Below are 26,667 nucleotides of genomic sequence, written 5' to 3' on the forward strand. Positions count from 1 at the left end.
CCTCAAGCGGCTGGCTTCGAGTCCGCTAGCAGCGTTGAGCGAGTCAGCCTTCTCGAGCGTCTCGCCTTCCTGCGCAGCCGCGGACGCGCCGGTGACGCGCCGTCCCGGAACCTGTTGTCAATCTCGTCCAGCATCTCTCTTGCTTGAAACGCGTCGATCTGAAGCAGGTACTCAAAAATCTCCAGTCCTGCAGATCTGGTGCTTTCGCCGATGCGGTGTAACGTCATAGCCAGATTGAAGAGTTCCCCGGATGCCGTAGCCCTTGCTGTCCGGATGTCGCCAAGTTGATCGCGCCACAGTCGTACCAAGACCGCAGCGATCTCGGCGACAAGGGGTGCCTCGTGCGGGAGTAGAGTTGCCAACCGTTCCACAACGTAGGTTTCGTCTGGCGGGGGTGCATCCGCCAAATGCGAGGCGATAGCCTGAAGGAGACGTATGGTGTGTTCTTCCGGATGCAGTTCGTCGACCAGGGAGAAAACCGTGAACACAGCGTGCCAAACTGGAGCTTCATTCGTTTCGAGCATTCGTACCAAGAGATCAGTGGCCTGTCCCCTGTACTTGTGGGTCGGCCAAAGCTGAGCCGCAGTCATCGCGGCGCCGGCGCGAGCCTCTTGAAGCATTGGCTCGGCCAGAGCCTCATCCACGCGCGCCAAAACGCCTGGAGCGGACGGGTTCACCAGTGCAATGAGCCCGATAAGCTCTCCATACCCCTTGCGCGCCGAGGCACCTGGGGCGCCTCGCCAGCGCTCAAGCTCGTCCATCACTTCTTTGGGTGCATACCAATGCGCGTGGGCCAACACCGTTGCTCCTCCCTCGGAGCCGGCGAGTGTCGGGACCTCGGCGAAGATATCGCGAACGAGCGCGGGCCGTTCGTCAGGATCTTCGGGCTGTAAATAAACGATGAACTTCACGAGGACTTGCCAGATGCGCCTGTCGTGCGACACCGTCAAATATGCGCGAAGGATTCGCACCACGTCCGACCACTCTTGGCGAATCAGCCGTGACCTAACTAGCGCTGAAAGAGCCGGGAAGTCTCCAGAGGGAAGAAATGTCGCCAACCGATGACCAGAAAGAAGGAACGTCTTTGATGAATCTTTGCCGTCATCTCCGCCGTCCCTGGTTCCGCTGTCCTCTTCGACGGCTTCACCTGAGTACGCAGGCGCAGCCAACGCCTTCGCCACCCACTGTTCGAGCATGTCAACGGTCGCGTCGTCAATGCGAACTTTTCGAGATATGAGGTGCTCGATCGCCTGCGTCACGGACGCCCTGAACTCGTCGTTCTCAAAGTGCATCGAGTCGAGCTTGCGAGAAAGCTCCTGTACTGTCACAGGGTCACCCTTCTCCGCCAGAGCATCTAGCGCGTATCCGGCCGCCCGCTGTCCATAAGAGGGTTCCAGTCGCTCAATCAGGCGCGGTGCTCGTATCGGGTCGGTCTTCACAAAGGCGGCGAATGCTTGCGCAAGCTGCACGTTCCCTCCCTTCATGAATTCGCGCGGATGATCCCATCCGGTCGCGTCCGGAAGCTCCTTGAACGCATTGACGATCGCATCGTCCGAAGCCTGCGCAAACTGCTCCACGCTCATCGGCGACCCGATCCACCCTCCTATGTCTTCGTCCAAGAGTGAAGTCTCTGGGAACACTCGTCCATCCTCTTCAATCTGGCGGCTGGTCTGGGCTGACCGGGCAGCGTCCGGCAGACACCGTAGCAGTTCCACCTTCGTTCGCCGCACGAGTCGAGAGAATCCGCGGATTTGGTCTGCGGTGGTCCACTCTGCAGGGCGTGGTGGCGCGTAAGCATGAACCGCTTCGGTAAATTCCGTGACATCCGCTTGACTCCAATGCGGCGCACAGGCACGTATTAACGCCTTCGTGGTGCTGCGTGCGTCGTGGAGAGAGCCCAAATGAAACCGTCGACTGTCGCCAAGCAAGAATGAAAGCGCATCCCGAGCCAGTACGGCCGGATTCGATGCGAAGGCGTGGGCGATGAGTCTCTGCACTGGGTGTAGTTCAAAGCGGCTCTGCGACTGAACCCAGGAGAGAAATTCGGAAGGCTGCTCACACGCGAGTTTCTTCATCGCAACTGACATTGCGTCGACAAGTGGCGCTGGAGCGAGCTTCGAGTTCTCCTCCTCAAACCGGTAGTCCACGTTCCACCGCAGCGGATATCCCAGCCACTGGCTCTTCTCTTGGGATGCATCGAATAGGGCGTGAAAGACGGCCACGTACCAAGGCCACATCAGCTCGACAAACCGGTTCGGAACGACCTCTGCGAGCGCCGGCACACTGTCCCATTCGTTCGATTCCGAAAGCAGACTCTCGATCTCCCGTCCGGTCTTGGGCGGGTCCGCCGGGACCAAGTCGCCGGTTTGGACCGTCACTGAGGCCAGGGCTCGGTCAAGCACAAGCCGCAAGAAATGGACAGCCACATCCGGGGCCACTGCGCCGATCGTGGAAATAAGATAGTCCTGTTGAAAGCGCGCCAGATCGATTCGGCCGAAGAGCACTTGTCCTATCGCAATCGCTTTCGGTGTCCAAGCCGGAGCATCCTCCAGGACCCTCAGCGTTCTATGGTCGTTGACGGGATCCGGCAGCCAATGCGACTCTAGAAGAGTCAGAACGCGACTTGAGTCAAACTTCCAAGCCTGATTCAGTACTCTTACCACGCTATCGGTCGTGTTCGGATCGGACATGCTCTCGGCTATAACCCCGCCAGCCAATCGCTTGAACCACCCTTCACTGCCGGCGATGCCTTTGAGCGCCAAGTTCCGCTCGGTGACATCGCGCATCGCGTCGGCCAACAACATTTGCTCCACGTCCGTCGGATCGGCTTGGAGCGCAAGGAAGTCGATCAGCAAATAGCGCAGGTGCTTGCGCAGGCCGGGTGACCGCCAGATTGCCGAAATCTCAAACTCATACGTGGTTCGCTCCGTGTTTCGCAGATATCCGAGCGTTGCCCAGAGCTTCGGGCGGAGGAACAGAGACTCTTGTCGGGCAAGCGCGTATGCCGAGATGCTCGCTTCGTCAGAGGCGAAGGTCCTGGCCAACGCATACTCGAACATGGTCTGATGCGCGAAGCCGAGTGACCCAGTGGCGTTAGCGGTCAACAGGCCGGCGCTCTTCAGCGCATCGATTTGGCTTTGAAACCGCTCGAATCTTGATGCACTGAGCCACAACACCTCCTTCTGCGCCATGGCGTTCACCATTGCATAGATGAGCCCCGATCGTTGTGTGCCGTCGGGTGCGCCGAGCACTCGCTCTTTCCACAGCTGATCGAGCATAGCCTGATAGGTGGCGTACGGCTCAGAGGACCCGCTCGTCGCCAGCAACAGATATGTGTTCAGGTGCTGCGGTACCCGCATGACTTCACGTGCATCTTGTGGCCATCCTCCGGCTTGCACACCACAACGCTGGAGGACTGCGAGGACTTCAGTCCATTGCGGAAGCTCCAGTGTCAGGTTGGTTGCGTTGATAGAGCGAAGCCGGACATCGTGGTTGAATTCGAACTGACGACACGACACAACGACGTGCACCTTGTCCACGTTGCCGACCGCTCTCGCTAGATTCAGGAGAACGCTGAGACGCGCGGTCTTTACGTCAACGTAACTCGCCAATGCATCGAGCTGGTCTATAAGGAGAACGACGCGACCGAGATTCGCCAGCTGCTTGAGCATCACGCTTGGCAATGCCGGGAGCTCGAGCTGCCTCTGCAGATCAGCCTCTGTCTCGATCTCCTCGAGTAGTAGGTCGGCCTTGATGGCAAGCACCGTCACGCTGGGGTCCAGCTGCAGGCTCCGACCGAAGCTGGCTAGCAACGCAGACTTGCCGGATCCGGGTGCTCCAAGAAGTGCGACGGCGCTTCGCGCACCCTCAGCTACCCCGGCAGCAAGTTGCGCCAGCTCAGGACGGGGAATAGCCTCCTTGTTTGGCAACGTCGTAGGCCACGCGAGAAGTTCCGCCGAAGCTTTCGACAATGCTCCCCGCCACTGCTCGGCTTTCTGGGAATCGAACGGCTCGTCGATAGCGGCCTCATTAGCGCCGGCGACCATGCCAGTTAGCGTGTCGAGCTTGCTATGAACATCGGCAAAACCCTCCGAGATTCCAGTCACCACTTCGTCCTTCGCCAACATCACGAGGGATGCGGTGCCTGGATCCGCAATGCTGCCCGCGTTACCTTCGCTTAGGACGATAACAACGGCAGATACAACGGATTCCCCATGCTGGCGATCCTCTCCGGTCGCCTGCATGTAAGACTGAATCAGCTTCTCGACCTCATCCGCCGGGGCCGGGCCACTCACCGCCTTGGCGCCAGCGGCGGCAAATAGCCAGCTCTTGACATCTTCGCTGGCCAGCCAATCCTGAACATGCGGTTGCCTGAGATAGCCGGGGGCCGCAATCACGCCACCGATGCGGTTTAACTGTTGCTTGAGAAATGAATCCGCCGCATTGGGTGTCCGCAGACGATCCAACGCACTCGTGAAAGCACGATGCTCGAACCGAACTACTCCCTCTGGATTTATACCGGCGCCCCGTTCCGCCAGAACCTGCTTGGCCCGTCGTGCGGCGCTAGACCCCACGACTTTTCCCACTCCGCCCAACGCGCCAAGCCCAAGCTTGGCAACCCATACACCGATGAATTCGAACATCCGGTCTCCACTGCCTTGCACGGTCGGGAGGATCTGCGCTCCATCCATCCCGGCGAAGCCTCAGGAGCAAACGCACAGTGCGCGAGGCATTTGATCGTACCAGAGAGGGCGACCAGAACCCTATCCGGCGCGGGTTCAAGCACGACGTCTGCCCAGCAATCGTCCAAAGTACTAGACGACTTCGTGGTCAGCGTCCACGCTGCTATCGCTCACGCAATGTCGTTATACGACGGCACTGCCTCCGGCAGTACACCACGGTGGTGACTTAAGGGCACATCGACGGCCAGGCGGCCATCTCTCGATCCAACTCGACTAGAACGTCGACAGGTCGATATCCTTCGCCATAGCCGCATAGCCGCATAGCCGCATAGCCCGCATCGTTCGGATGCAGATTGTCCCCACTGTTGTAATCGGCTCTAAGGTGGCTAGGGGCGACCGGGTCTCGCAGTGTGAGATCGAAATCGACGAACTGGTCAAAAGTGTAGACGCTGACGCTTAGTTGTTGGCCAGCATCTACAGAGACTGCCGCAAGGTCGCTGGTGAGTTGCCCGTCGGCCGGGATCCTCCAACGACTATTCGGACGAACGTCTGAAATGGGTGCGGCGCAACATCCGCCGTCGGCGAGAGCAGTCACTTGAAATGTTCGCACCGAACAGCAGCTATCAGTCTCGAACGGCCACTCGATCCTCTCGATTTACTTGATCGTGGGCGCGTCCGCTGACCCAATTCACCCTGGCGCCGTGTTGCGCCAGCGTCGACTGGTGGACCCTGCGCTATTTCTTCATCGTCTCGCACTGCTCTTCGATTCGCGCATGAAGCAAACCCAGCGACACCGCAACGAAACGCTGCAGCGAACCGCGTTGGCACGCATCGAACACGGCGGCGGGGTCGGATGACGCAGCATCGTGTCGCTCTTCATCCCACTGCAGCAGTTGAACCAGCAACAGCGCCCCTTGAACCACATCGCGCGCATCGTTCAAGAAGGCGGCTTGGTGCGGTCGGCTGGGATCGAGTCCCCGAGGAGGAACCCATTCGAAGGGTTTGAACTGAGAGACGGGGCGTGCCCCTGAATCACCGGCGTCGGTACCTGCATCGAAGTCTTTGGCCATGTGGGCCTCCAAAGTGAATCGCAGGATGTCTTCAGGCCGCCAAACCCGGCCTCGTTCACACGAGGCGAGGGCACTGTAGGCGGTCGCGGCGAGGGCCGTCAAGTTTCGTGTCCGGCGGCGCAACATTGCTCGGGCCGATCGGCGACCCTGTCGCCCATTTGCTCCTCATCCCGCCCCGCCTCGCTATCCTTCCGCTCGCCATTCACTTCAAGAAAAGGGGACCCCCATGACTCAACCTTCCTCACCCATCTTCTCGCTGCGCTCCATCGCGCTGGCCTGCACCTTCGCCCTCGGCGCCGCGACCGCCGCCCATGCCGCCCCCGACGCCAAGCTGCTCGCCGCGGCCGAGAAGGCGCAGCCCGCCGTGATCGAGAACCTCAAGGAGATGGTGCTGATCGAGTCGGGCAGCCTCAATGTCGACGGGCTGATGAAGATGGCCGACGTGGTGGAAGGCCGGCTCAAGGCGGCCGGCTTCAAGGTCGAGCGGCGCAAGGCGACGGCCGGGGCGGGGGCCGACATCGTGATCGGCACGATGAAGGGCAACGGCAAGCGCAAGATCATGCTGCAGGGCCACATGGACACGGTCTACCAGCCCGGCATCCTGAACTCGCAGCCCTACAAGGTCGACGGCAACCGCATCTACGGGCCCGGGATCGCGGACGACAAGGGCGGGCTCGCGGTGATGATGGCCTCGCTCAAGATCCTGGCCGACGCGGGCTGGCGCGACTACGACACGCTCACGGTGCTGATGAATCCCGACGAGGAAGTGGGCTCGGTGGGTTCGGGCGAGCTGATCGCGACCACGGCCGACCTGCACGACACGGTGCTGTCGTTCGAGCCGACGGCGGCGAAGTCGGTGGTGAAGGGCGAATCGCTGCTGCTCGGCGCGGCGGGCATCGCGCAGGCCACGCTCGAGGTGAAGGGCCGCGCTTCGCACGCGGGCGCGGCGCCCGAGCTGGGCCGCAATGCGCTGTACGAACTCTCGTACCAGATGCTGCAGACCAAGGACCTCGCGAAGGACATCCCGGGCGTGACGCTCAACTGGACGGTGGCGCGCGCGGTGGGTCCGATCAACCAGATCACCGAGAAGGCGCAGGCGCTCGGCGACGTGCGCATCACCGAGCCCGGCGCGGAGAAGAAGCTCGACGCGGCACTGCAGGCGAAGATCGCGAGCGGCAAGCTGATTCCCGACACCGAGACCACGGTAAAGGTGGAGGTGGGCCGCCCAGCCTTCGTGGCGGGCGAGAAGGGCCGCGCGCTGGCCGAGAAGGCGCAGGCGATCTACAAGGAGATCGACCGCGAGCTCGCGCTCACGCCGATGACCGGTGGCGGCACCGACGCGGGCTACGCGGGGCGCTCGGGCAAGGCAACGGTGGTCGAGAGCTTCGGCCTCGCGGGCTTCGGCTACCACGCGCGCGACGAGTACATCGAGGTCGACTCGATCGTGCCGCGGCTGTACCTGGTGACGCGGCTGCTGACGGAGATCGGCAAGGGCCGCTGAAGCACGCCGCACTCGACGTGAGAAAGGCGCATGCGAAGGACTCGCATGCGCCTTTTTGCTGGGGGCTGAAGGCTTCGATCGTTGGGCGCACCGGGGCGCCTGCCGTCACTGCGGACGCTGATCGCCGGGCGGGCGGTTGCGGTGCGCGGCGGCCTGGGCTTGTGCCTGGGCCTGCGCTTGAGCCTGTGCCTGCCGTTGCTGCATCTGCTGGGCCTGTTGCTGCTGGCGCTGCGCGGCCTGTTGCTGAGCCTGTTGGGCCTGCTGCTGTTGGCGCTGCATCGCCTGTTGCTGGGCTTGCTGCGCCTGTTGTTGCTGACGTTGCATGGCTTGCTGCTGCGCCTGTTGAGCCTGCTGCTGTTGTCGCTGCATGGCCTGCTGCTGGGCTTGTTGCTGGGCCTGTTGCGCTTGCTGCTGCTGGCGACGGATCTGCTCCTGTTGCTCCTGTTGCTGCTGGGCCTGCTGTTGCTGGCGTTGCGCGGCCTGTTGTTGCTGCTGCTGTTGTTGCTGCATCTGCTGGCGCCGCGCCTGTTCCTGCTGCTGTGCCTGCTGGGCGGCCTGCTGCTGTAGCTGCCGTGCCTGGTTCTGCGCGACCTGCTGCTGTTGCATCTGCTGGCGGCGTGCCTGCTCCTGCTGCGCTTGCTGCTGTTGGCGGGCCTGGTTCTGCTGGGCTTGCTGTTGCTGCTCCTGCTGGCGACGGACCTGTTCCTGCTGCGCCTGCTGTTGTTGCTGCTGCCTGCGGCCCTGGTCTTGCTGAGCCTGCTGTTGCTGGCGTCGCGCCTGTTCCTGCGCCTGTTGTTGCTGCTGCTGTTGTTGGCGGCGCGCCTGTTCCTGTTGTGCCTGTTGCTGGCCGGGCTGGTTCTGGGCCAGTTGCTGCTGGCGACGAGCCTGCTCCTGCTGCGCTTGCTGCTGCTGCGCCTGCTGGCGCGCGGCCTGGGCCTGCTGGGCTTGCTGCTCGCGCGTCTGCTGTTGCGTCATCAACTGCTGGCGCCGCGCCTGGTCCTGCTGAGCTTGCTGTTGCGCCTGTTGTTGATGCGCCTGCTGCTGCATCTGCTGTTGGCGCGCCAGGGCCTGCTGCTGGGCTTGTTGCTGCGCCTGCTGCTGGCTCTGCAACTGCTGCGCGTGTTGCTGCTGCTGTTGCTGCATCTGCAGCTGGCGCGCCTGTTGCTGCTGCGCGAGCAGCGCGGCGGCCTGCTGTTGCTGGGCCTGCTGCTGCATCGCGAAGTTGGGCGCCTGCCCCGGATGCGCGGCCTGCCAGCCCGCCACGCCCGGGTCGCCGCGCGGGCGGTCACGGTCGCGGCCACCGCCGTTGTTGTTGTAGACGTTGTTGACGACGGTGGTCGAGCGCGAGACGTAGGTGTTGTTGTTGTAGACCACGGCCGGGCGATAGGCCGGCGGCGGCGGCGCGGCGCGCGGATAGTCGCGGTCGCGCGGACGGCCCCAGTTCACGTTCCAGGAGTTCCAGCCCCAGCCATGGCGCTCGAGCGCCGAGGCCACGACCACGCCGGCACCGAAGGCCAGCACGCCGGCCGTGGCGACCTGGGCGCCGCTGTAGCCGCGGTCGACGTACACGGGCTGCGGCGGGGGCGTGTAGGCATAGCCGGGGTAGGCGGCCACGGGCTCGCCGTAGATCTGCTGCGGGTTGTAGCTGGGCACGTAGACCACGTCGGGCTGCGCCTGCTGGATGGTGATGAGCTGCTGCGGCGGCTCGACGATGAGCGGGCCCGCATAGGCACCCTGCGGGTCGGGCGCGGGCGTGTAGTTGGCCGGCGCCGCGGCGGTGGCGACCTTGAGCTTGTCGTTGTTCTTGAGCCGGCCGGCCTTGGAAGCGCGCTGGCGCATGACCTGGATGGCGTTCATCACGTCGGCCGGGTCGTTGTAGTAGGCCTTGCCCAGTGCCTCGGTCCAGGGCAGGTTGCCGGCCATCTGGTCCATCACGTTGCGGAAGGCGGTCAGCGACTTGACGCTCGGGTCCCAGGGCTGCTGGTTGACGGCATCGGCGAGGGCGCCGGCCTTGAGCGTGGGGTTCTGCTTGAGCCAGTCCTGCGCGGCGGTGATCTGCTCGGGATAGGTGGCGCCGGCCAGCACCTGCGCCACGAGCTTGTCGGGGTACAGCGCGATGGGCGCGACCATCTGGTAGAGCTCCTCGGCCGCGGGTGGCACGTAGGCCACCGGCATGGGGGCCGCGGGGGCCGGTGCCGCGGCGGCGGGCACGGAGGCCGCGGCCTGGGGCGCGGGTGCGGCGGCATTCTGCGCGGCGGGGGTCTCGGACTTGTCGCAGCCCGCGAGCACCAATGCTGCAGTGCACAGCGACAGCGTGAGTGCACGCGCGAGGGGGGTGTGATTGGAGGGGATCATCCTGGCCTTCCTGGGGCGCTGTTGGAGCACCCGCTCGTACAGAACGGGTGCCGCAACTCGAGCGATGACGAAGCATGGCCCGAGGATGCAACGGGCTGTGTCGTCTGCCGGGCGCTGGCCGGGTAGGAACAGGCCTGTCAAGAAAGGTGAAGGGCCGGTGAATGCCGGCCCCTTGCTCCCAGTCAGCTCGCGGTCAGTGCCGCGGCGTGCGGCTGTCGGCTACTTCGCGCCGCCGGTGTACTTGGTGACGCTGCTCGCGCTCACGTGGTAGCCGCTCACGCCCATCATCGAATCGTTGCGCAGGGTCTGCAGCTTGCCCGTGACCCACACGGTGTCCATGGCGCGGAACTTGGCGCCCTTCTGCGGCACCACGTGCAGGATCTGGTTGGCCGGCGGCGGCGGGGTGTGGATGCAGGCGCCGAAGTAGGGCACGAGCAGGAACTCGGTGACCTCGCCCTTGGCTTCCTCGAGCGGCACGATGAAGCCGGGGATCTTCACCTCCACGCCGTTCATCGCGGGATTGGTCGGCGCGTTGTTCGACACCTCCTGCATCTTCATCAGCAGCTCGTTGGCGCGCGGGTCGCCGTCGTCGAGGGCGCTGAGGTCCATGCCCTTGAACTCCTTCGACGGGTCCCAGTCCTTGGGCACGAGTTCTTCCCAGGTGATCTGGCGCGGCTGGCCGGCCGGGGCCTTGGCGGTGGCCGCGGGGGCGGCCTTGCCGCCGAGCGGGTTGGTGGCGGTGGTGTCCTTGGGCGCGGGCTCGGCGGCCCAGGCGGCGGCCGCGAGGCTGGCGCCGGCCATCAGCAGGGCGAAGCGCTTCGAGGCCTGGACGGCGGGATGGAGAGTCTTTGCGTGGCGCATGGGATCAGATCCTCGGTGAAAGCCCGTCGGCGAGCGAGAGCCGGTAGGCGCGAATGCCGGGCAGCAGGCTCGCCAGCCAGCCGGCGGCCAGCAGGCTCGCGAGCAGCAGCCATTCGTTCAGTGTAGGTTCGGAAAGCCGCAATGTCAGCCCGAACTGCGACTGCAGCCAGGGCGCGAGGCCGGCGATGCCCAGCACCGCCATCAGCACGCCCACGAGCACGCCGAGCACGGTGACCAGCGCGCCCTCGAGCGCGAGCAGCGCCAGCACGTGGCGCAGGCCCGCGCCCACGGCGCGCAGCACGGCCAGTTCGCGCCGCCTTTCGTTGAGACCGGCCATCACCACCGACACCAGGCCCGCGAGGCTCACGAGCGCGACCAGGCCCGACATCAGCAGCAGCGCGTTCTCGCCCACGCCGATCACGCTCCAGAGCTCGTCGAGCGCCACACCGGGCAGGATCGCCATCAGCGGCTCGCCGGTGTAGGTGGAGATCCAGCGCTGCACCGAGAACACGGCGGCGCGGTTCTTCAGGCCCACGAGCGCAGCCGTCACGTTCTTGGGCGTGAGGTCGAACTTGCGCACCTGGTCGGCCGGGATCTTCACGCCGGGCATGGGCGCGCCACCCACCCATTCGAGGTGGATCGCCTCCATGGCCGCGAGGCCGATGTGCACCGTGCGGTCGACCGGCGTGCCGGTGCGCGCGAGCACACCCACCACGGTGAAGGGCTTGTCGGCATGCTCGGCCACGTTGAGCTCGCCGCTGCCGTGTGCCAGCGTGATCTTCTGGCCCACGTGGTAGCCGAGCTTGTCGGCCACCTCGGCGCCGACCACGGCGTCGAACAGCTCGCTGAAGGGCTTGCCCTCGCGCAGCGCGAGCGACTGGCGATCGCCGTAGCGAAAACGCGTGAAGTACTCGGGCGAGGTCGCGAGCACGGCGAAGCCGCGGTGCGAATCGCCGAGCGACAGCGGCACCACCCAATCGACCCCCGGGTGTGCCTGCAGCGCCTGCACGCTCTTCCAAGAGATGTTGTTGGTGGCCGCGCCGATGCGGAACACGGAGTACAGCAGCAGCTGGGTGGAGCCGGTGCGCGCGCCCACGATCAGGTCGGTGCCCGAGACCGAGGAGGCGAAGTTCTCGCGCAGCTCGGTGCGGATGCGCTCGACGCCCAGCAGCAGGAAGGTCGACAGCGCGATCGAGAACACGGTGAGCGCGAGCGTGAAGCGGCGGTTCCAGGCGCTGCGCCAGGCGATGGAGAACAGGGCCTTCATGCGTCGGTCGCCATCGTCGCGCTCGAGGCGCGGTTGATCTCGGGGAGCAGCACGTGCCGCGCGAAGCGCTGCGCGATGCGCTGGTCATGGCTCACGAACACCAGCGCGCTGTCGTTCTCGGCGCAGGCGGTGAGCAGCACGTCGAGGAAGGCTTCGCGCCGGTCCTCGTCTAGCGCGGAGGTGGGCTCGTCGGCGATCACCACCTCGGGCTGGCCGATGAGCGCGCGCGCCGCGGCCACGCGCTGCTGCTGGCCCACCGAGAGCTGCAGTGCCTGGCGCTGCCAGAGCTTGCGGTCCAGGCCCATCTGGTCGAGCAGGTGCTCGGCCTCTTCGCGCGCGCCGCGCTGGCGCGAGGCCTGCTCGCGGCGCCGTGCCGAAAAGCGGCAGGGCAGCAGCACGTTGTCGACCACGCTCAGATAGGGCAGCAGGTTGAACTGCTGGAAGATGTAGCCCACGTGCGCCACGCGGCAGCGGTCGCGCGCGGCGCCCGAGAGCTTGGACCAGTCGTGGCCCAGCAGGCACACGCGGCCCTCGTCGGCCACCAGCACGCCGGCCAGCAGCGACAGCAGGGTGCTCTTGCCGCAGCCGCTGGGGCCATGCAGGAACACCGATTCGCCGGCCGTGATGCGGAAGGCTTCGATGTCGATGCAGGGCGTGGCGCTGCCGGGCCAGGAGAAGCGCAGCGATTCGGCCGAGAGCACCACGCGCAGCGGCGTGGATTCGGCCTGCGAAGGAAGGCTCACGACCTCACTTGCCCCAGGTCAGGCGGGCCGGCTGCGCGGCTTGCGCGCCGGCGGGGCGCTTGAGCTGGCGCTTGAACTGGCCTTGCGCCGAGGCGATCTGCGCATCGATCTGGCGCGTGCCCTTGAAGGCGGCGAACAGGCCGATGTCGATGTACTTGGCGGCGGCCGCGTTGGCGCAGTTGAACGAGAAGGTGGCATCGAGGTCGGCATGGCCCTCGGGCTCGCTGGCATCGGGCTTGCCGAGGCCCAGCGCGCTGGAGCGCAGGTCGACCGGGCCGAGCTTGCAGCTCGCGGCGGGGTCGATGGCGAACAGCTTGTCGGCCGCGCGCAGCTGGGCCACGGCATCCTCGACGGTCTTCTTCTCGACATCGGTCTTGGGTGCGCGCTCGAAGCCGACGATGTTGTCGAGCGGCGACTCCATGTCGATCACGACCGTGGGGCCGTCGATGGCGACGTCGAGCTTGATCTGGCCGTGCACGTGGGCGTGCTGCTGCTGGGCCTGCGCGGCGGCGAACGGGGCCGAGGCCACCAGCGCGAGGGCGGCGGAAGCGAGGATGCGTCGGAGAGCGCGTCGGTCGGTGCTGGATCGGGTCAGGGTCATGGTTGGGCGCCTTGCCGGGTCGGCAGCCCCGGGGTGTTGCTCCATTCGCTCCAGCTGCCGGCATAGAGCGCGGCCGTTCCGAGCCCCGCGATGCGCATCGCGAGCAGATTGGGAACGGCGCTCACGCCGCTGCCGCACTGGTGGACGACCGTCGCCGGATCGCGGCCTTCGAGCAGCGTTTCGAACTCGGCGCGCAGTTGCGCGGCGGGCTTGAACTTGCCGTCGGGACCGAGGTTCTCGGCGAAGGGGCGGTTGAGTGCCCCGGGGATGTGACCGGCGATCGGGTCCAGAGGTTCCACCTCGCCGCGATAGCGTGCACCGGCCCGCGCGTCGATCAGGTTCTGGTCAGGCTGGCCCAACCGACGCACCACGGTGTCGGTGGTGACGAGGCGCACCAGCGGTTCGCCCATGACGAAGTTCGACTGGAAGCGCGCGGGCTCCTCGCGGTCGGTGACCTCGCCGCCCGCGGCCTGCCAGCCCTGCAGGCCGCCGTCGAGCACGGCCACGGCGTCGTGGCCCATCCACTTGAGCATCCACCACAGGCGCCCGCAGTAGTTGGCGCCGTTGCGGTCGTAGACCACGGCCTGCATGTCGTTCGAGAAGCCGATGCCGCTGAGCCAGGCCGCGAAGCGCTCGCGGCTGGGCAGCGGATGGCGCCCGCCCGAGGCGGGCACGCCGTCTTCCTGCGCCACCACCACCTCGCCATGCGCGCCGGGCTTGCCATGCTTGGCGCTGAGGTCGGTGTCGAGGTTGGCATGCAGCGCGCCCGGGATGTGCGAGGCCGCGTACTGCTGGGCGCCCGACTCGGGCTTCATGAGGTCGAAGCTGCAGTCGAACACCATGAGCGGCGTGCCGGCGGCCTGCAGGGCGCGCAGATCATCGGCGGAAACGAGGGTGGTGAAGGTCATGGCGAAGAACTCCTGGACGCATGGGCCGCGCAATAGTTGCGGCGGATGTGAAGGGGACTGCGAACCGGCCTCAATGTTCCTCGGCCGGCGCCTGTGGCACTGTACGCTGACGCAACACGGTTGCGGCAACCCCGCTCGCGATGATGAGCGCCATGCCGGTCCAGCCGGCGGCGTCGATGCGGTCGTCGAACAGCACCACGCTGTAGAAGGCCGCGAAGATGATGCCCGAGTACTGCAGGTTGGCCACCACCAGGGTGCCGCTCTCGGTCTTGGCGGTGGCGTAGGCGCGGGTCATGCAAAGCTGTCCGAGGGCCGCCAGCAGGCCGATCGGCAGCAGCCAGAGGCCGTGGCGCCAGTTCCATTCCGAAAAGCCGGTGAAGGCCGTGGCCAGCGCCCCGGCCACGGCCGAGCCCAGCGCGAAATAGAACACCGTGCGCATCTCGGGCTCGCCGATGCGCGAGAGCGCCACCACCTGCATGTAGGCGAAGGCGGCGGTCAGGCCCGACAGCAGGCCCAGCAGGCCGGCGAAGCCCTGGCTCGAATCCACGCTGGGCTTGAGCATCAGCACCACGCCGGCGAAGCCGGTGAGCACGGTCAGCACCAGCGGCGCCTGCAGCGGCGGGCGCGAGACGCGGCCGTCGCGGCCCGGCACCGGCATCCAGGCCAGCAGCGCGCCGCCGACCAGGAAGGCGGCGATCCACACGCTGCTCATGTAGTTGAGGGTAACGGCCGTGGCCAGCGGCATGTGGGCGATGGCATAGAACCACGCGCCCAGCGAGACCACGCCGATCAGGCTGCGCCAGGCATGCATGCCGGGGTATTGGGTGGCGAGCGAGACGCCGCGGCTGCGCGCCAGCAGCCACAGGAAGACGATGCCGATGACGCCGCGCCAGAGCACCATCTCGCCGCTGGTGAACCAGGCCGAGGCGATCTTCACGGCCACGCCCATGGAGGCGAACAAAAAGGCGCCGAGCACCATCCAGAGCGCTTGCATCGTCTTGACTTCTTACAAAAGAAAAATAGCTGAAACGCCCGCCAACCGGGCGCATTCAGCTATCAAGAGAATAGCAGGAAACGGAACCGAAGCAGCGGCTTCGGCGCCTCAGCCGGCGGCCTGCAGCTCGCGCCGGTACCACTCGTGGAACTGCTGCATGCCGTCTTCCATCGGGCTCTGGTAGGGGCCGGTCTCGTTGTCGCCGCGCAGCATCAGCGCGCGGCGGCCGGCGTCCATGCGCTCGGCGATCTCGTCGTCTTCCACGCAGGTCTCCATGTAGGCGGCGCGCTGGGCCTCGACGAACTCGCGCTCGAAGGCGACGATTTCCTCGGGGTAGAAGAACTCCACCATGTTGAGCGTCTTGGTAGGGCTGACCGGGTGCAGCGTCGAGACCGTGAGCACGTGCGGATACCACTCGATCATCACGTGCGGGTAGTAGGTGAGCCAGATCGCGCCGTACTTGGGCGGCTTGCCCTCGCGGTACTGCAGCAGCTGCTCCTGCCACTTCTGGTAGACCGGGCTGCCCGCGCGGCCCAGGCGGTTGGCCACGCCCACCGTCTGCACCGAATAGTTGCGGTTGAACTCCCAGCGCAGGTCGTCGCAGGTGACGAAGCTGCCCAGGCCCGGATGGAACGGGCCGACGTGGTAGTCCTCGAGGTAGACCTCGATGAAGGTCTTCCAGTTGTAGTTGCACTCGTGCAGCTCGACGTGGTCGAGCGCGAAGCCCTCGAACGAGAGGTCGGCGCGCGGTCCCAGGCCGGCCATGTCGGCCGCGATGTCGCGGCCGTTGGCCTCGAACAGCAGGCCGTTCCATTCGGTGAGCGGGTAGTTGTGCAGGTTCAGGCAGGGGTCCTGCGCGAAATGCGGGGCGCCGATCAGCGTGCCGGTGGTGCGCGCGTCGGCCGCGGCATAGGTCCAGCGGTGCAGCGGGCAGACGATGTTGCCGCCGGTGCGCGCGTCGAGTTCGCCGCGGCCCTGCAGGATCACGGCCTGGCGGTGGCGGCAGACGTTGGAGATCAGTTCCACGCCCTTGGGCGTGTGGACCAGCGCGCGGCCCTGGTGCTCGTGGGGCAGCGTGTGGAAGTTGCCGGCCTCCGGCACGGCAAGGCGGTGGCCGACATAGCGTGGGCCACGGGCAAAGAGCGTTTCCATCTCGCGGGCGAAGAGCGCCTCGTCGAAATACGCGGAAACCGGAAGTTGGCTCGTGGCCTGCTGCAGTTGAAGACTTAAATCAGACATGGAGGACCTGACCAAGCTCCCCACAGGGAGGAAAACAAAATTGAAACGGAAGGTACCGACGACAGGAGAGGCGTGTCGGCCCGAGAGTTGCGCCGGCGTGACCGGCTGGGGGAGGGGGATTGTACCCGGGGGGCCTTCCTTGTGGCCCCTGGGGCTTTCACCCTGGTCGGGCCGGCGCCCTGTCCGGCCGTGCACGACGCCGCGCCGCGGTGTCACGCAAGCCGCCGATGTGCCATCGGCCGCGACCTAAAATGCGCGGTTTCATCCTCGTTGCCCCCGCATGCCCAAGGTGCCTTCCTCTCCCGCGTCCAGTCCGGCGCCCACGCCCGACACGGGCCCGATGCCCGTCAGCTACGAAGCGGGACTCCAGGAACTGGAGCAACTGGTCGCGGAACTCGAATCGGGCCAGCTGCCGCTCGACCAGCTGCTGGGCAGCTACCAGCGCGGCGCCGCGCTGCTGGCCTTCTGCCGCGACCGGCTGCAGGCGGTGGAAGACCAGATCAAGGTGCTCGACGCGGGCAGCCTCAAGCCGTGGGCCGCCGAATGACCGCGGCCACCACGTCCTCCGCCTGGGATCAGGCCCGCCTCGCGCTCTGGAGCCGCCCGCACCTCGAGCGCGTCGAACAGGCGCTGTCGGGCTGGGTCGGCGTCGATTCGCCGGTGCTGCTCGGCGAGGCCATGCGCTATGCGGTGCTCGACGGCGGCAAGCGGCTGCGGCCGCTGCTGGTGCTCGCGGCCAGCGAGGCGGTCGGCGGCAATGCGGCCGCGGCGCTGCGCGCGGCCTGCGCGACCGAACTGATCCACGCCTATTCGCTGGTGCACGACGACCTGCCGTGCATGGACAACGACGTGCTGCGCCGCGGCAAGCCCACGGTGCACGTGAAGTTCGGCGAGGCCGACGCGCTGCTCGCGGGCGACGCGCTGCAGGCGCTGGCCTTCGAGCTGCTCACGCCCGATGGCGACGAGGTGCCGCCCGCGATGCAGGCCACGCTGTGCCGCATGCTGGCGCGCGCCGCCGGCAGCCAGGGCATGGCCGGCGGCCAGGCGATCGACCTCGCGAGCGTGGGCGTGGCCTTGAACGAAGCGCAGTTGCGCGAGATGCACCGGCTGAAGACCGGCGCGCTGCTGCAGGGCAGCGTCGAGATGGGCGCGGCCTGCGGCACCGGCGTTTCGGCAGCGGCGCTGGCCGCGCTGCGCGGCTACGGCGCGGCGATCGGCCTGGCCTTCCAGGTGGTCGACGACATCCTCGACGTCACGGCCGATTCGCAGACCCTGGGCAAGACCGCCGGCAAGGATGCCGCGGCCGACAAGCCCACCTATGTGTCGCTGCTGGGGCTCGAGGGAGCCCGGGCCCAGGCCTCGCAACTGCTCGACGACGCGCTCGCCGCGCTCGATGCGAGCGGCCTGCAGGACACTGCAGCGCTGCGCGCGCTGGCCCACATGGTCGTAGACCGCGACCGCTAGACAAGAACGAACACCACGATCCATGGCCGCTCCGCTGCTTCCCACGCTCCACGATCCGTCCCCCATCCGCCAGTACGACCGGGCCCAGCTCAAGCAGCTGTCCGACGAGGTGCGCGCCTGCGTGCTCGACAACGTCTCGCGCACCGGCGGCCACCTGAGCTCGAACCTCGGCACGGTGGAGCTCACGGTCGCGCTGCACCACGTGTTCAACACGCCGCACGACCGGCTGGTGTGGGACGTGGGCCACCAGACCTATCCGCACAAGATCCTCACGGGTCGGCGCGAGCGCATGCCCACCCTGCGCCAGCTCGGCGGCATCTCGGGCTTTCCGCAGCGCAGCGAGAGCGAGTACGACACCTTCGGCACCGCGCACTCGTCGACCAGCATCTCGGCCGCGCTCGGCATGGCCATGGCCGCCAAGCAGAAGGGCGAGGACCGCTTCACCGTGGCCATCATCGGCGACGGCGCGCTCACGGCCGGCATGGCCTTCGAGGCGCTCAACAACGCGGGCGTGTGCGACTGCCGGCTGATCGTGATCCTCAACGACAACGACATGTCGATCAGCCCGCCGGTGGGCGCGCTCAACCGCTACCTGGCGCAGCTGATGAGCGGCAACTTCTACGCCGCCGCCAAGAATGTGGGCAAGAGCGTGCTGCGCGCCGCGCCGCCGCTGTTCGAGCTGGCCAAGCGCTTCGAGCAGCATGCCAAGGGCATGGTGGTGCCGGCCACGCTGTTCGAGCAGTTCGGCTTCAACTACGTGGGCCCGATCGACGGCCACGACATCGACTCGCTGGTGCCCACGCTCGAGAACCTCAAGCACCTCGAGGGCCCGCAGTTCCTGCACGTGGTGACCAAGAAGGGCCAGGGCTACAAGCTGGCCGAGGCCGATCCCGTGGCCTACCACGGCCCCGGCAAGTTCGATCCGCAGGTCGGCCTGGTCAAGCCCGCGTCGGCGCCCAAGAAGACCTTCACCCAGATCTTCGGACAGTGGCTGTGCGACACGGCGGCCAAGGACGGCCGGCTGGTCGGCATCACGCCCGCGATGCGCGAGGGCTCGGGGCTGGTGGAGTTCGAGCAGCGCTTTCCCGACCGCTACTACGACGTCGGCATCGCCGAGCAGCATGCCGTGACCTTCGCCGCGGGCCTGGCCTGCGAGGGCCTGAAGCCGGTGGTGGCGATCTACTCGACCTTCCTGCAGCGCGGCTACGACCAGCTGGTGCACGACGTCGCGATCCAGAACCTGCCGGTGGTGTTCGCGCTCGACCGCGCGGGCCTGGTGGGCGCCGACGGCGCCACGCACGCGGGCGCCTACGACATCCCGTTCCTGCGCTGCATCCCGAACATGAGCATCGCCTGTCCCGCCGACGAGCGCGAGACGCGGCAGCTGCTGACCACCGCCTACGAGCAGGACCACCCGGTGGCGGTGCGCTATCCGCGCGGCGCGGGCGCCGGCGTCGAGCCGCACCTCGCGCTCGACGGCCTGCCCTTCGGCAAGGGCGAGCTGCGCCGCCAGGGCAAGCGCATCGCCATCCTGGCCTTCGGCACGCTGCTGTATCCGGCGCTCACGGCCGCAGAGGCGCTCGACGCCACGGTGGCCAACATGCGCTGGGCCAAGCCGCTCGACGTGGAACTGCTGCTCGAGGTGGCGCGCTCGCACGAGGCGCTGGTCACGCTCGAGGAAGGCGCGTTGATGGGCGGCGCGGGCAGCGCGGTGCTCGAGGCGCTGCAGGCCGCGGGCGTGCAGGTGCCGGTGCTGCAGCTGGGCCTGCCCGACCGCTTCATCGAGCACGGCGATCCGGCCAAGCTGCTGTCCTCGATCGGGCTCGATGCGGCGGGCATCGAGCAGTCGATCGCGCAGCGCTTCGGCCGCGAAGGCTGAGTCCGTTGTCTTGCTCCCTCCCCAGCGGGGGAGGGAGGAACAGCCGAAACGATCAGCTGCCCAGGTAGGCTTCCTGCACCTTCGGATCGCCGAGCAGGTCGCGACCGCTGCCCGACAGCACGATGCTGCCGGTCTCGATCACGTAGGCCCGGTCCGCGATCTTCAGCGCCTGGCGCACGTTCTGCTCCACCAGGAAGATCGTCAGCCCCTGGCGGTTGATCTCGCGCAGCGTGCGGAAGATGTCCTGCACGATGATCGGCGCCAGGCCCATCGAGGGCTCGTCCAGCAACAGCACGCGCGGCTTCGCCATCAGGGCGCGGCCGATCGCCAGCATCTGCTGCTCGCCGCCCGAGAGGTTGCCGGCCAGGCCGTCGGCGCGGTCCTTGAGCACCGGGAACAGGGCGTAGATGCGCTCCAGGTCGGCCGTGCGCGCGGCCGCGCCGTCGCGCCGCGTGTAGGCGCCGAGCTCGAGGTTCTCGCGCACCGTCAGCGTGGTCAGCGTGGCGCGGCCCTCGGCCACCTGCACCACGCCGCCGGCCACGATCCTGTGCGGCGCGAGCGCGGAGATGTCCTGGCCCGCGAACACGACGCGCCCGGCCGTCTTCTTCACCAGGCCCGACAGCGCCAGCAGCGTGGTCGACTTGCCGGCGCCGTTGGCGCCGACCAGCGTGGTGATCTGTCCTTCGTGCAGTTCGAAGTCGATGCCCTTGACGGCCTGCACATGGCCGAAGGAAACCTTCAGGCCCTGGACCTGCAGCAGGGGTTGCTTGTCGCCTGCGCTCATGCCGCGGCCTCCGGTTCGTTGGTGGCTTCGTCGTCCTCGCGGCCGAGGTAGGCCTCGATCACCTGCGGGTCGTTGCGGATCTGCTCGGGGCCGCCGCGCGCGATGATGCGCCCGAAGTTCAGCACCGCGATCTGCTGGCACAGGCCCATCACGAAGCGCATGTCGTGCTCGATCATGAAGACCGTGAAGCCGCGCGCCGCGATGTTCTCGATCTCGATCATCAGCTCGCTCTTCTCGGTGCTGTTCATGCCGGCGACCGGTTCGTCGAGCAGCAGCAGCTTGGGCTCGGTGGCCAGTGCGCGCGCCAGCTCCAGCTTGCGCTGCTCGCCGTACGAGAGGTTGTCGGCGATGTCGTGCGCCTTGTGGTCCAGGCGCACCCAGCCCAGCAGCTCGTGCGCGCGCTCGCGGGCGCGCTTCTCCTCGCCGCGGAACAGGCCCGAGCCCGCGAGCAGACCCAGCGGGCCGTAGCGCAGCTTCGAATCCATGCCCACGATCACGTTCTCCAGCAGCGACATCTCCTTGAAGACGCGGATGTTCTGGAAGGTGCGCGCGATGCCGCCGCGCGTGATCTGGAAGGGCTTGCGGCCCGCGAGGTCGCGGCCCTCGAAATGGATGCTGCCGCTGGTGGTCGGCAAGAGGCCGGTGATCAGGTTGAACACCGTGGTCTTGCCGGCGCCGTTCGGTCCGATGAGCCCGAAGATGCCGCCCTGCGGGATCTCGAGGTTCACGTCCTGCAGCACCTTGAGTCCGCCGAAATGGCGCGACACGTTCTTCAATGTCAGCAGGGTCTGGCTCATGCGGCGCTCCCCTTGCGGCCGAACCACTGGCGGATGCGCGCCGGGTCCCAGATGCCCTTGGGCAGGAACAGCACGATCAGCACCAGGATGAAGCCGTTGACCACGAGGCGGAAGGCGCCCAGGCCGCGCAGCATCTCGGGCAGCAGCGTGAGGATGGTGCCGCCGAGCACCGGGCCGGTGAGGCCGCCGATGCCGCCGAGGATCGCCATCGTGAGGATGTCGACCGCGCGGTTGAAGCCGTATTCGGACGGGCCGATGAAGAAGGTCAGGTGCGCGTTGAGCGTGCCGGCCAGGCCGGCGATCGCGCCGCCGAGCACGAAGGCCAGCATCTTGTGGCCCGCCACGTCGATGCCCATCAGGCCGGCGGCGGTCTCGTCCTCCTTGATGGCCTCGAAGGCCCGGCCCACCTTCGAGCGGCGGATGCGCCACAGCACCAGCAGCACCAGCACCAGCGCGAGCGCCACGTGCCACCACTCGGTCGACTGCGGGATGCCGTTGAGGCCCAGCGCGCCGCCCGTGAGCGACTCGGCGTTGAGCACGGCGATGCGCACCACCTCGCCGAAGGCCAGCGTGGCCATCGCCAGGTACACGCCCGACAGGCGCAGCGTGGGCTTGCCGATGGCGAAGGCCACCAGCGCCGGCGCGGCCATGCCGGCCGCGATGGCGACCGGGAACGGCACGCCGTAGTTGAGCGTGAGGATCGAGGCCGCGTAGGCGCCGATGCCCATGAAGGCCGCGTTGGCCAGGGCCAGCATGCCGCAGGCCAGGGTGAGCCAGATCGAGAGCGCCAGCAGGCCGTTGATGCCCAGCGAGAGCACCAGGTTGCTGTAGACCGACCAGAAGTTGTCGAGCGCTTCCATGGTCAGACCTTGCGCTCCTTGAGCGAGCCGAACAGGCCTTTGGGACGCACCAGCAGCACCAGGAACAGCAGGCCGAAGGCCACCGCGTCGCGCATGGTGGAGCCCACGTAGGCCACCGACAGCACCTCGGCGAAGCCGAGGAACAGGCCGCCGAGCAGCGCGCCGCGGATGTCGCCCATGCCGCCCAGGATGATCACGGCGATGCCCTTCTCGAGCATCGGCTGGCCCATCAGCGGGAACAGCGCGTTCGAGTACAGGCCGATCAGCACGCCGGCCACGCCGCCCAGGCCCGCCGCCACGAAGGAGGTCAGGTAGAACAGGCCCTCGACGTTCACGCCCACGAGGTAGGCCGCCTTGGGCGATTCGGCGATGGCGCGCAGCGCGCGGCCGAGCTGCGTGCGCTGCAGCGACAGCAGCAGCACCGCCATCAGCGCGAAGGACGCGATGATGATGCCGAGCTCGAGCGCCGTGACGTGGATGCCCGCGAGCACCAGCGCGTCGTCGGGGATGGTGCCGGACGGGAAGCGCAGGTTCTCCGCGCCGAAGATGCCCTGCACGCCGTTGTTCAGGATGATGGCCACGCCGATGGTGGCGATCATCGGGATCAGGTGGGGCGCGTCGCGCTTGCGCAGCGGCTTGAGCACCAGCACGTCGATCAGCAGGCCCAGCACGCCGCACAGCACGAACGCGAAGGGCAGGCCGGCCCACAGGGGCAGGTTCGTCAGGCGCATGAACTCGGCGGCCGCGTAGGCGCCCACCATGAATACCGCGCCGTGCGAGAGGTTGATGACGCCGAGCACGCCGAAGATGAGTGTGAAGCCCAGCGCGAAGAGTGCGTAGACGCACCCCAGCGACAGGGCGTTGACAAGCTGCTGATCGAGCACGATGGGCTTTCGTCGGGCCGCGGCCGAAGGGCGCCGCGGCGAATCAAAACAGGAAGAACGAAGGGCGCAGTGGGTCGTCCTGCGCCGGGTGCGAAAGGCAGGGCGGGCCGCGCGGCCCGCCGCGAGCGGCGAGGGTGCCGCCCCTTGCTTACTTCTCGATCACGAACTGCGTGCCGCGCGTCACGCTCACGATGGCCGTCTGTTGCGCGTCGTAGCCGGCGGGCTTGCCGGCCTTGTCCTTGGCGCGCGCGAAGGTGAAGGCGCCGGTGGCGCCGGTCCACTTCACGTTGGGCAGCGCGTCGCGCAGGGCGGTGCGGTCGGCCGGCAGGTTGCCCGACAGCTTCACGCCCTTGAGCGCCTGCGCCACCACGTACAGGCCGTCGTAGGCCTGGGCGGCGAACTGGTCGGGCGCGACCTTGAACTTGTCGTTGTAGGCCTTCTGGAACTTGGTGTTCTCGGGCGTGGCGTTGCTGGCCGACCAGGGGCTGCCGACGTAGAGGTTGTCCGAGCTGCCCTTGGCCAGGTCGAAGATCTTGGTCGAGTTCATGCCGTTGCCGCCGATGACCGGCACGTTCAGGCCGAGCTGGCGGGCCTGCACCATGATCGGCGCGCCCTCGGCCAGCAGGGCCGACAGCACGATGGCGTCGGGGTTGGAGGCCTTGATCTTGGTCAGCTGGGCCTTGAAGTCCACGTCGCCCTTGGCGAAGGTCTCGGTGGTGGTCACGGGCAGCTTCAGGTCCTCGAGGGCCTTCTTGAAGTTGTCGTAGCCGCTCTTGGTGAACACGTCGTCGTTGCCGTAGAGCACGGCGACCTTCTTGACGTTGGCGTGCTTGATCGCCACGCGCAGGGTCTCGGGCAGCACGTCGGCCTCGGTCACCGAGTTGCGGAACACGTAGTCGCCGATCGAGGTGATGCCGTCGGCGGTGTTCGAGGTGCCGAAGGCCACGGTCTTGGCGGCCTGGGCGATCGGGTCGGCCGCCTGGGCCGAGTTCGACAGCGTGGGGCCGAAGGTCATCAGGACCTTGTCCTGGAAGATCAGCTTCTTGAAGACGTTGATGGCGTCTTCCTTCTTGCCCTGCTCGTCCTCGATGGCGAGGACGATCTTGTCGCCGTTGATGCCGCCGGCGGCATTGATCTCGTCGGCCGCGAGCTGGAAGCCGTTGCGGATCGCGGCGCCGTACTGGGCGGCACCGCCGGACAGCGCGGCGGCGACGCCGATCTTGATGTCGGCGGCTTGCGCGCCGAAGGCGGTGGCTGCGGCGAAGGCGAGCAGCGCGGGCTTGAAGGAATGGGAGAGTCTCATGTCGGATGCCGTATCGGAGGTGTGTGTAAGGCGGATTAACATTTTATGCCTCGTCGGAATCCGGGCTTCGGGGGCGTCCGCAACAGCCTTCCTGGCGCTTCGAGCGGCTTCCCCGCCGGCGTGATCCGCATCGCTCGCATTGCTGCAGCGCAGGGTAAACCCCCGCCGGTCGCTGTAAGCGCGTTTTTACAATCGCCCGGGCTTCTACAAGAGTCCCCAGCGGTCACAAGCCGTGCCTCGTTTTTTCCAAGTATTCGGAGAGCTATCCATGGATCGTCGTTCCCTCATCAAAAACGCCGGCATCGCTGGCGTCCTGGCTGCCGGCATCGCGCCTGCCGTTCATGCGCAGGCCACCGTCCGCTGGCGCCTGGCGTCGAGCTTTCCCAAGTCGCTGGACACCATCTTCGGCACCGCCGAGGTGTTCGCGAAGAGCGTCAGCGACATGACGGGCGGCAAGTTCCAGATCTCGGTGCATGCCGGCGGCGAGCTGATGCCCGCGTTCGGCGTGGTCGACGGCGTGCAGAACGCCTCGGTCGAAATGGCCCACACGGCGCCGTACTACTTCTACGGCAAGGACCCGACCTTCTGCCTCGGCTGCTCGGTGCCCTTCGGCATGAACACCCGCCAGCAGAACGCCTGGATGTACGAAGGCAACGGCCTGAAGCTGATGCGCGCCTTCTACGCCAAGTACAACATCATCAACCTGCCCGGCGGCAACACCGGCGCGCAGATGGGCGGCTGGTTCCGCAAGGAAATCAAGTCGGTCGCCGACCTCAAGGGCCTGAAGTTCCGCACCAACCCGTTCGCGGGCAAGGTGCTCGAGCCCTTCGGCGTGATCCCGCAATCGATCCCCGGCGCCGACCTGTACCCCGCGCTCGAAAAGGGCACGCTGGACGGCCTCGAGTGGGTCGGCCCGTACGACGACCAGAAGCTGGGCTTCAACAAGATCGCCCCGTTCTACTACTACCCCGGCTGGTGGGAAGGCGGCCCCGAGCTCGACTTCTACATCAACACCAAGGCCTGGGAAGGCCTGTCGGCCGACTACAAGGCGATCGTCGAGGCGGCCGCCGCGCACGCCAACATCACGATGACGGCCAAGTACGACGCCAAGAACCCGATCGCGCTCAAGCAGCTCGTGGGCTCGGGCACCAAGCTGCGCCCGTTCTCGCAGGACGTGATGAACGCGGCCTTCAAGTCGGCCCAGCAGGTCTACTCGGACCTCAACAACTCCAACCCCGAGTGGAAGAAGATCTACGGCGACTGGTCCAAATTCCTGGCCGACCAGAACGCCTGGTTCCGCTACACCGAAGGCACCTTCGACCGCTTCATGCAGCAGCAGAAGCTGTAAGCGCGGCGGCGAAGACTTCGCTCCGTATCGAAAGCCCCGCCGGCAACGGCGGGGCTTTTTTCATTTGGAGGGCGTGCCGAGCAGCACGGCGCGCGCGGCCTCGGACGGGAACACGCAGGCCACGTCGTGCGCGCAGCCGGGCACCACCGTGACCTCGCGGCGCTTGGCCGGCGCGAGCAGCGTGCGGTCGTACTGCGCGTAGGCCAGGCCGCGCTGCAGCCGGTAGGGGCCTTGCGCGGTGGCCGCGCAGGACTTGTCGAGCACCCGGTAGGCCGTGCCCTTGCCCTCGCCGGTGTCGAGCTCGCCCTGCAGGTAGTGGATGTCGGCGGCCGCATAGCGCGCGCGGGCCTGCGCGGCGTCGCGGCCCAGGTGCGCGGGCAGGCCCTCGGTGCCGTACTTCCAGCGGTTGAGGGCGGGGCAGGCGGCGGCGTCGCCCGGAGGAAACGGGCGGTACGCGTCGAAGTAGAGCCAGGTGCCGGGGTCGGCCACCACGTAGCGCAGCGCGAGCGAGGCCGCGGGCGGGTCGGCCGCGAAGCCGATGTAGTGCTGCACCATCTGCGCGCCGGCCGAGAAGCCCGCGAGGGTGACCGTGCGCAGGCCGGGCCAGCGCCGGTGCAGCTCGGCCACGAGCGCGTCCATGGCCGCGAACGAGGACAGGCCATTGCCGTTCTCCGCGCGGCCGCCTTCGAGCCAGGAGGCGCAGGTCCACAGCAGGTCGCCGTCCTGCGCCGCCGGCACGCCCGCGCTGCTGCACTTGCCGGCCTTGTCGGCCGCGACCTGGAACAGCGGCGCGACCACCAGCGTGCGCTCGAGCGCGCCGGCCTGGCGCACGGTGCGCAGCGCCGCGTCGAAGGTCTTGCCGGCATCGCGCGGATGGCCGTGCATGGCGATGAGCGCTTGCGTGGGGCCCGTGCCGGGGGCGAGCGAGGCGTAGTAGTGCAAGGTGCCGCCCGCTTGCGGCGGCTCGAAGGCGCGGTAGCAGTCGGGCGCGGCCGATGCCGTGCAGTCGGCGGCGGTGGCGGCCGCGGCGCCGGTCGCCGATGCGGCGAGGCACAGGGCTGCCGCGAAGGAACGCACACCGTTCGACGGGAGAAGGGATCTGGGATGCATGCGGCTATCTTCGCCGC

General features: G+C 67.2%; 21 protein-coding genes. 5 read left to right on the top strand and 16 right to left on the bottom strand.

The genetic code is table 11. The features are described from left to right. Positions 1-2 precede the first annotated feature (2 nt). Complete coding sequence (locus tag R0232_RS10395) at positions 3-4,643, bottom strand: hypothetical protein (protein WP_431512052.1); 4,641 nt, start codon at positions 4,641-4,643, stop codon at positions 3-5. Positions 4,644-5,416: 773 nt separating this feature from the next. Beyond that, positions 5,417-5,752, bottom strand: a complete 336-nt coding sequence (locus tag R0232_RS10400) for a hypothetical protein (RefSeq protein ID WP_431512053.1) — start codon at positions 5,750-5,752, stop codon at positions 5,417-5,419. Between the two features lie 226 nt (positions 5,753-5,978). Between R0232_RS10400 and R0232_RS10405 the strand changes: the two genes are divergently transcribed. Further along, positions 5,979-7,253, top strand: coding sequence for a M20/M25/M40 family metallo-hydrolase (locus tag R0232_RS10405; protein WP_261208022.1), 1,275 nt, complete (start codon positions 5,979-5,981; stop codon positions 7,251-7,253). 105 nt (positions 7,254-7,358) lie between these two features. Here the strand turns inward: R0232_RS10405 and R0232_RS10410 are convergent, their stop codons facing one another. The 8 genes from R0232_RS10410 to R0232_RS10445 all read right to left on the bottom strand — a co-directional run bounded on the left by R0232_RS10410 (position 7,359) and on the right by R0232_RS10445 (position 16,221). After that, positions 7,359-9,608 (bottom strand): DUF3300 domain-containing protein, encoded by a 2,250-nt coding sequence (locus tag R0232_RS10410; protein ID WP_431512054.1) that lies wholly within the window; start codon positions 9,606-9,608, stop codon positions 7,359-7,361. A 219-nt stretch (positions 9,609-9,827) separates the two neighbouring features. Further along, a complete protein-coding gene (locus R0232_RS10415) occupies positions 9,828-10,469 on the bottom strand; it encodes a DUF3299 domain-containing protein (protein WP_093349113.1) in 642 nt (213 codons plus the stop codon). 4 nt (positions 10,470-10,473) lie between these two features. Next, on the bottom strand, positions 10,474-11,736 hold the full coding sequence (locus R0232_RS10420) for an ABC transporter permease (protein ID WP_093349115.1): 1,263 nt from the start codon (positions 11,734-11,736) through the stop codon (positions 10,474-10,476). Further along, positions 11,733-12,479, bottom strand: coding sequence for an ABC transporter ATP-binding protein (locus tag R0232_RS10425; protein ID WP_431512055.1), 747 nt, complete (start codon positions 12,477-12,479; stop codon positions 11,733-11,735). Before R0232_RS10425 ends, R0232_RS10420 begins: the two co-directional genes overlap by 4 nt. 4 nt (positions 12,480-12,483) lie before the next feature. After that, on the bottom strand, positions 12,484-13,080 hold the full coding sequence (locus R0232_RS10430) for a DUF2796 domain-containing protein (RefSeq protein WP_431512056.1): 597 nt from the start codon (positions 13,078-13,080) through the stop codon (positions 12,484-12,486). Beyond that, complete coding sequence (locus tag R0232_RS10435; protein WP_431512057.1) at positions 13,077-13,988, bottom strand: sulfurtransferase; 912 nt, start codon at positions 13,986-13,988, stop codon at positions 13,077-13,079. The genes R0232_RS10430 and R0232_RS10435 overlap by 4 nt, the downstream gene beginning before the upstream one ends. A 70-nt stretch (positions 13,989-14,058) precedes the next feature. Beyond that, a complete protein-coding gene (locus tag R0232_RS10440) occupies positions 14,059-14,982 on the bottom strand; it encodes a DMT family transporter (RefSeq protein ID WP_177239455.1) in 924 nt (307 codons plus the stop codon). Between the two features lie 108 nt (positions 14,983-15,090). Beyond that, the gene (locus R0232_RS10445) at positions 15,091-16,221 is read right to left on the bottom strand and encodes an aromatic ring-hydroxylating oxygenase subunit alpha (RefSeq protein ID WP_057589543.1); all 1,131 of its coding nucleotides are present in this window, start codon (positions 16,219-16,221) and stop codon (positions 15,091-15,093) included. 280 nt (positions 16,222-16,501) lie between these two features. Between R0232_RS10445 and xseB the strand changes: the two genes are divergently transcribed. The 3 genes from xseB to dxs are packed head-to-tail and all read left to right on the top strand — an operon-like array spanning position 16,502 to position 19,564. Beyond that, on the top strand, positions 16,502-16,768 hold the full coding sequence (gene xseB / locus R0232_RS10450; protein WP_093349123.1) for an exodeoxyribonuclease VII small subunit: 267 nt from the start codon (positions 16,502-16,504) through the stop codon (positions 16,766-16,768). Beyond that, positions 16,765-17,685, top strand: coding sequence for a polyprenyl synthetase family protein (locus R0232_RS10455; protein WP_431512058.1), 921 nt, complete (start codon positions 16,765-16,767; stop codon positions 17,683-17,685). Before xseB ends, R0232_RS10455 begins: the two co-directional genes overlap by 4 nt. Before the next feature lie 22 nt (positions 17,686-17,707). After that, positions 17,708-19,564 (top strand): 1-deoxy-D-xylulose-5-phosphate synthase, encoded by a 1,857-nt coding sequence (gene dxs, locus R0232_RS10460; RefSeq protein WP_431512059.1) that lies wholly within the window; start codon positions 17,708-17,710, stop codon positions 19,562-19,564. 52 nt (positions 19,565-19,616) lie between these two features. On the opposite strand, the gene R0232_RS10465 is transcribed toward dxs, so the two are convergent. From R0232_RS10465 to R0232_RS10485, 5 genes are all read right to left on the bottom strand, one after another. Continuing rightward, entirely contained in the window at positions 19,617-20,348 is a 732-nt protein-coding gene (locus R0232_RS10465) for an ABC transporter ATP-binding protein (RefSeq protein ID WP_431512060.1), read from the bottom strand. Next, positions 20,345-21,145 (bottom strand): ABC transporter ATP-binding protein, encoded by an 801-nt coding sequence (locus R0232_RS10470; protein WP_431512061.1) that lies wholly within the window; start codon positions 21,143-21,145, stop codon positions 20,345-20,347. Before R0232_RS10470 ends, R0232_RS10465 begins: the two co-directional genes overlap by 4 nt. Beyond that, positions 21,142-22,005 carry a branched-chain amino acid ABC transporter permease gene (locus R0232_RS10475; RefSeq protein WP_398501285.1) on the bottom strand — a complete coding sequence of 288 codons (864 nt, stop codon included), beginning with the start codon at positions 22,003-22,005 and terminating at the stop codon, positions 21,142-21,144. Before R0232_RS10475 ends, R0232_RS10470 begins: the two co-directional genes overlap by 4 nt. Positions 22,006-22,007: 2 nt before the next feature. Further along, positions 22,008-22,889, bottom strand: coding sequence for a branched-chain amino acid ABC transporter permease (locus tag R0232_RS10480; protein WP_208508800.1), 882 nt, complete (start codon positions 22,887-22,889; stop codon positions 22,008-22,010). A gap of 148 nt (positions 22,890-23,037) precedes the next feature. After that, entirely contained in the window at positions 23,038-24,192 is a 1,155-nt protein-coding gene (locus R0232_RS10485) for an ABC transporter substrate-binding protein (RefSeq protein ID WP_203205021.1), read from the bottom strand. A gap of 268 nt (positions 24,193-24,460) precedes the next feature. Here R0232_RS10485 and R0232_RS10490 point away from each other — a divergent pair, with 268 nt between their 5' ends. Continuing rightward, a complete protein-coding gene (locus R0232_RS10490; protein WP_208508799.1) occupies positions 24,461-25,540 on the top strand; it encodes a TRAP transporter substrate-binding protein in 1,080 nt (359 codons plus the stop codon). Between the two features lie 60 nt (positions 25,541-25,600). On the opposite strand, the gene R0232_RS10495 is transcribed toward R0232_RS10490, so the two are convergent. Beyond that, on the bottom strand, positions 25,601-26,650 hold the full coding sequence (locus tag R0232_RS10495) for a hypothetical protein (RefSeq protein ID WP_431512062.1): 1,050 nt from the start codon (positions 26,648-26,650) through the stop codon (positions 25,601-25,603). Between the last annotated feature and the right edge of the window lie 17 nt (positions 26,651-26,667).

The sequence above is a fragment of the Variovorax sp. DAIF25 genome, assembly GCF_050711835.1.
Taxonomy (GTDB): domain Bacteria; phylum Pseudomonadota; class Gammaproteobacteria; order Burkholderiales; family Burkholderiaceae_C; genus Variovorax.